Here is a 2,696-nt window from a genome sequence, read left to right on the forward strand (position 1 = left end):
CCTGCTTTTGCTCCGCCGTTGACAGGATCGCGCTTCAGCGTCTCTTGCACCATCAGCGACAGACCGCGAAAGCCTTTGCGCATGTCCGTATGGCCGGTCGCCAACCAGACCTTCACACCAGCAGGAACCGGGATCATCGCCGACCCAGCACACAATCGAGAATGCGGCCAAGCGCCTCCGTGTCTATGTCGCTGTCCACGCGTACACGGCGACCGCGGCCCAGCTCAATCGTCACATCGCTACGCTTCCGGCGGGACTGCGATGGGGCTGGCGCTTCCGTAGCCAAGGGCTGGGCTGCCGACGCGGCCTGCGAGACGATCACCGGCACCAGCATGTTCGCCGCCTGCTCTGACGGCTCCTCTATCTGGCAAAGCTCCTTGCGCCACCGAAAGAGCTGGCTCACGTGGATGCCGGCAGATCGCGCGATCTCGGAAAGCACCGCACCGGGCTCAAGGCAGGCCGCAACTAGCCGCTCCTTGTCTTCGCGGGACCAGCGCCGACGGCGCTCGACAGACGTGATCACTTCAATCGGATGCTTGGTCATAGGACTACTCCTAGTGTTTGCACTAGGACTTCCGATGTTCGCATCAACCTCGCAAGACGGCCCCCACCGTGGGCTTACGGTTCGCCGGACTGAGAGCTGAATTCAATGTAAGCGGCAAGCCCATCTGGCGTTGGTAGCGTTGGCCCCTGTATTGCGGACAGACGATTCACAAACTGTGAGCTTCTATGTCTGCGCCTAGCTCTGGAACTAGAAACTTCCATATGATCGAGGCCGTTCCGGAACGGCTTGAGGGCGCGCCGCGGCAATTTCGGCGGCGCTGGTCCGATGAATTCAAGGAGCGGGCTGTGGCTGAGGCGATGGAGCCCGGTGCAAGCGTGTCAGCGATTGCGCATCGCATCGGCATACATCCGTCCCAACTGTTTGGCTGGCGCCGCGATGCTCGTGCCGGACAACGATCGCTTTCGCAGGATCCGGCTGTTCAGATAGAAGCTGGGCCAGTTGGCGCGAGAGCAGTGATCGAGCTTGTCATCGGCGATATCGTTGTCCGAGCTGGCGCTGATATCGATGAAGCACAGCTGCGGCGAGTGATCCGGGCGGTGCGATCGGCATGATCCCGTCGGGCGTGAAGGTCTTTCTTGCGAGCCATCCCATCGACTTCCGCAAGGGACCGGACAGTTTGCTGTCGCTGGTGCGCGATGCCGGCAGTGACCCGTTCAACGGGGCGCTCTATGTCTTCCGGGCAAAGCGCGCGGACCGGATCAAGATCGTTTGGTGGGATGGTTCCGGGGTTTGCCTCTATGCCAAGCGGTTGGAGAAAGCGCAGTTCTGTTGGCCACGTATCGGCCATAGCCGGGTCCAACTCAACCATGCGCAGCTTCTGGCTTTGGTCGATGGAATGGACTGGAAGCGGGTTCGCTTCACGCCAGTCAAACCTCCCGAAATTGTTGGGTAAACCGCTGCGGCGAAGTGAATCAGGTGGCTGAAACCACGGGCGGATTGCAGCAAAATATGCTCTGATCAGACCCATGACGCCACCCGATCTTGAGCTTCCGGATGATGTAGAGGCACTGAAAGCCATGGTTCTTGCCATGGCCGCAAAGGCAGCCCGCGTCGAGGCTTTGGAGAAGCAGGTCGATGACCTCCAGGCCCGGAACGCTGACGCCGATGAGCGCATTGAGCGGCTGACGCAAATCTTGAAAGCATTCGATCGAGCTCGCTTTGGACGGCGTTCGGAAAAGCTTGCAGCATCCACGGTCGACGACGAGCAGCATGCCTTTGTCTTCGAAGAAATCGAGACTGGCATTGCGGCAATCAGAGCTCAGATCACAAAGGGCCGCGGGAATGCGGATGCCAAACGTGCGCCGCGGCCACGCAAGGGCTTCGCGCCGCATCTTGAGCGCGTCGAGGTCGTGATCGAGCCGGAAGAGTTGCCGGAACACGCGGGTAAGCAGAAGATCCTAATCGGAGAAGACGTCTCCGAACGGCTGGACGTCGTCGCAGCGAAGTTCCGGGTCATCGTCACCCGCCGGCCGAAATATGCCTTTAAGAACGAAGACGGCGTCATCCAGGCTGCGGCTCCGGCACACATCATCGAAGGCGGCATTCCAACAGAAGCGCTTCTGGCCCAGATCGCCGTCTCCAAATATGCCGACGGCCTGCCACTTTATCGCCAGGAAGCCATCTACGCCCGTGACAAGGTCGAACTTGACCGCAAGCTGATGGCCCAATGGATGGGCAAGCTGGGGTTCGAGCTCAACATCCTCGCGGACTACATCCTCAACGAGATCAAGAAGGCCGAACGGATTTTTGCCGATGAAACGACCTTGCCGACACTTGCGCCTGGTTCCGGATCAGCAAAGACGGCGTGGCTATGGGCATATGCAAGGGATGACCGCCCCTTCGGAGGCAGTGGCCCGCCGATGGTGGCCTATCGCTTCGAGGACAGTCGCGCGACCGAGTGCGTTGCACGGCACCTGAGCGGCTATCAGGGGATTTTGCAAGTCGACGGATACGGTGCTTACAATAAGCTTGTCCGCAAGGATGGTGGCAATGACGGGGTCACCCTGGCTGGCTGCTGGTCGCACAGTCGGAGAAAGTTCTATGAGTTGCATGTCGCAAAAACCTCAAAGGTTGCCACAGAGACGGTCGAGCGTATGGCGAAGCTCTGGGAGATTGAGGAAACCATCCGGGG

5 protein-coding genes are annotated in these 2,696 nt (G+C 59.9%); 3 read left to right on the plus strand and 2 right to left on the minus strand.

Translation table 11 applies throughout. The features are described 5' to 3' along the window. Window positions 1-137, minus strand: a 137-nt coding sequence (gene tnpB / locus A3AY_RS41130; protein ID WP_018329057.1) for an IS66 family insertion sequence element accessory protein TnpB, incomplete at its 3' end; no start/stop codon positions are given. Further along, window positions 134-544, minus strand: coding sequence for an IS66-like element accessory protein TnpA (gene tnpA / locus A3AY_RS0128365; protein WP_018329058.1), 411 nt, complete (start codon window positions 542-544; stop codon window positions 134-136). The genes tnpB (A3AY_RS41130) and tnpA, both read right to left, overlap by 4 nt. A 221-nt stretch (window positions 545-765) precedes the next feature. Between tnpA and A3AY_RS0128370 the strand changes: the two genes are divergently transcribed. The 3 genes from A3AY_RS0128370 to tnpC form a co-directional block, all read left to right on the plus strand. Next, a complete protein-coding gene (locus A3AY_RS0128370) occupies window positions 766-1,116 on the plus strand; it encodes a transposase (protein WP_018329059.1) in 351 nt (116 codons plus the stop codon). Then, window positions 1,113-1,457, plus strand: coding sequence for an IS66 family insertion sequence element accessory protein TnpB (gene tnpB, locus A3AY_RS0128375; protein WP_018329060.1), 345 nt, complete (start codon window positions 1,113-1,115; stop codon window positions 1,455-1,457). Before A3AY_RS0128370 ends, tnpB (A3AY_RS0128375) begins: the two co-directional genes overlap by 4 nt. A gap of 73 nt (window positions 1,458-1,530) precedes the next feature. Further along, on the plus strand, window positions 1,531-2,696 hold a 1,166-nt coding region (gene tnpC, locus A3AY_RS0128380; protein ID WP_018329061.1), incomplete at its 3' end, for an IS66 family transposase.

The sequence above is a fragment of the Rhizobium giardinii bv. giardinii H152 genome, assembly GCF_000379605.1.
GTDB lineage: Bacteria > Pseudomonadota > Alphaproteobacteria > Rhizobiales > Rhizobiaceae > Pararhizobium > Pararhizobium giardinii.

Excerpts from the sequence above, each read along its gene's own strand:
- tnpA (WP_018329058.1), bottom strand. The coding sequence starts at position 544 with ATGACCAAGCATCCGATTGAAGTGATCACGTCTGTCGAGCGCCGTCGG.
- A3AY_RS0128370 (WP_018329059.1), top strand. The coding sequence starts at position 766 with ATGATCGAGGCCGTTCCGGAACGGCTTGAGGGCGCGCCGCGGCAATTT.
- tnpB (WP_018329060.1), top strand. The coding sequence starts at position 1,113 with ATGATCCCGTCGGGCGTGAAGGTCTTTCTTGCGAGCCATCCCATCGAC.